We start from the raw sequence: 2,112 nt of genomic DNA, 5'->3' as shown, positions 1-2,112 counted from the left end.
GCGAACGGCGCTCCGGCCACCCGCGTGATCCGCTCGCCGCGCTCGGCCGGCCCGTCGACCGGTTCGACGTCGACTCCGACGACTCCCGCGCTGCTTGCGGCGACCACGACAGCACCAGCGCAGTGCGCGATGCTGACCGACAGCAGCGCCAGCGCCGCCTCCCGGCCCTCCAGCCGGGGCCGCCCGTGGGCGCCGCCGCAGCGCGCGCACCGGGCGACGACCCGCACACCGCCGGGTCGGGCGCCGGTCAGCTCAGCGGCGAGCATCCGCAGCAGCACCCGCCCGAAGACGAAGCGCTCGGCCGCCGATGCCGCGACCGTGCTCCGGTAGCGCTCACGCTCCTCGAGCGTCAGCAGCGGCAGCAGCCGCTCGGCGTCCAGGCTCTGCTCATCGAGGGCCAGCCAGCGCAGGTGCACGCCCGGCAGGTCGGCGCCGATCGTCTGCTCCTGCACGGCGTCGCTCCTCCGCTCAGCTCGCGGCGGCGTGCTCGCCGCGCTCGTACACGTCCGCGGCCGAACCGACGATCCGCGGATCCGGACCCGAAGGTCCGACGACCTCCTCGTCGCGCCCCTCGTAGTCGTAGAGGCTGAGCACGTAGCGCATGGCCTCGAGTCGGGCCCGCTTCTTGTCGTTGCTCTTCACGATGGTCCACGGAGCGGCCGAAGTGTCCGTCGCCGCCATCATCGCCTCCTTCGCCGCGGTGTAGTCGTCCCACTTGTCCAGCGACGCCAGATCCATCGGTGAGAGCTTCCACTGCCGCACCGGGTCGATCATGCGGATGGTGAAGCGCGTGCGCTGCTCCTCCGCCGACACCGAGAACCACAGCTTGACCAGGTCGATGCCGTCGCCGACCAGCATCCGTTCGAACAGCGGGGTCTGCCGGATGAACTCGTCGTACTGAGCGGGCGTGCAGAAGCCCATCACCCGCTCCACTCCCGCCCGGTTGTACCAGGAGCGGTCGAAGAGGACGATCTCGCCGGCGGCCGGCAGGTGCGAGACGTAGCGCTGGAAGTACCACTGCCCCGACTCGCGCTCGGTGGGCTTCTCGAGCGCGACCACGCGGGCGCCGCGCGGATTGAGGTGCTCGGTGAAGCGCTTGATCGTGCCGCCCTTGCCTGCCGCGTCGCGACCCTCGAAGACGACGACCAAGCGGCGGCCGTGCTTCTTGATCCAGTTCTGCAGCTTCAGCAGCTCGATCTGCAGGAGGCGCTTGCCCGCCTCGTACTCCTCGCGCGACATCCGCTGGTCGTAGGGGTAGCCCTCGCGCCAGGTGTCGATCTGCGTGCCGTCGCGACGCAGCAGCACGGGATCGTCGTCGTCCTCGTCGAGCACGACGAGCTCCCGCGCGTCATCGGGCGTGAGCGTGCGGAGCAGCTCGGGCATGGGGCGGAGGGCGTCGTGGGCGGTGTCGGGCACAGAGGGACGCTAGTGCGCCCGTGCGACGCGTCGGTGAACGAGCGGTGACGCCGCAGCGTGCACATGCCTACACAACGAAGGCTGAGAGCGGCCGAGAGACCGTGTGGCGGCTCCTCGAGCGGCACAGCCTTCGTTGTGCAGACCTCAGCCGATGAAGGCGGCGGGAGGCAGGTCGGGCTCTGCGTCCACGATCGCCGTCAGCAGCCGGTCGACGACCGCCTGAGGCACGAGTCCCGCGCCGAAGCGCGGCGCTTCGCCGGCGAGCGGGTGCCGCGAGAGCTCGGTCTCGGTGTGGCCGGGCCGCGCGTCGAGCAGCAGGACGCCCGCGCGCCGATACTCCTTCGCCGAGGCCTTCACGAAGGCGTGCAGCGCGGCCTTCGACGCGGAGTACGCGGCGAGCCCCGCGGTCGGCGCCTCGGCCACGACTCCGCTGATCGTCAGCGCGAACGGCTGCCGGCCCGCGCTCGCCGAGGCCGCGAGCGCCGGCAGGGCTGCGGTCACCAGCCGGATCGCGCGAGCGCGTTGACCTCGACCAGCTCCTCGAGCACGGCCGGATCCAGCTCGGCCGACGGTCCGAACGCGACCACGCCGGCGGCGACCACCACGCCGTCCAGCCGCCCGTGCCGCTCCAGCACCTCGGCGACGAGGCGGCGCGGAGCGTCCTCCCCCGCGCAGATCGGCGACGAGAGGCGCCGG

3 protein-coding genes and 1 pseudogene are annotated in these 2,112 nt (G+C 72.3%); all 4 read right to left on the bottom strand.

What is annotated here, in order from left to right:
* A partial coding sequence (locus tag ACH61_RS15185) for a 4'-phosphopantetheinyl transferase family protein (protein WP_413784045.1) occupies positions 1 to 452 on the bottom strand: 452 nt, incomplete at its 3' end.
* 16 nt (positions 453 to 468) lie between these two features.
* Positions 469 to 1,383, bottom strand: coding sequence for a polyphosphate kinase 2 (gene ppk2 / locus ACH61_RS15180; protein ID WP_068213659.1), 915 nt, complete (start codon positions 1,381 to 1,383; stop codon positions 469 to 471).
* A 177-nt stretch (positions 1,384 to 1,560) separates the two neighbouring features.
* Positions 1,561 to 1,917: an SDR family NAD(P)-dependent oxidoreductase gene (locus ACH61_RS17640; RefSeq protein WP_068213655.1), complete on the bottom strand. Its 357-nt coding sequence runs from the start codon at positions 1,915 to 1,917 to the stop codon at positions 1,561 to 1,563.
* Positions 1,914 to 2,112 (bottom strand): annotated as a pseudogene (locus ACH61_RS17635) (hypothetical protein); the annotation flags it as partial. The pseudogene ACH61_RS17635 and the gene ACH61_RS17640, both read right to left, overlap by 4 nt.

This window comes from Rathayibacter tanaceti (assembly GCF_001634385.1).
Taxonomy (GTDB): domain Bacteria; phylum Actinomycetota; class Actinomycetes; order Actinomycetales; family Microbacteriaceae; genus Rathayibacter; species Rathayibacter tanaceti.
This window is presented reverse-complemented; position numbering and strand designations above follow the sequence as displayed.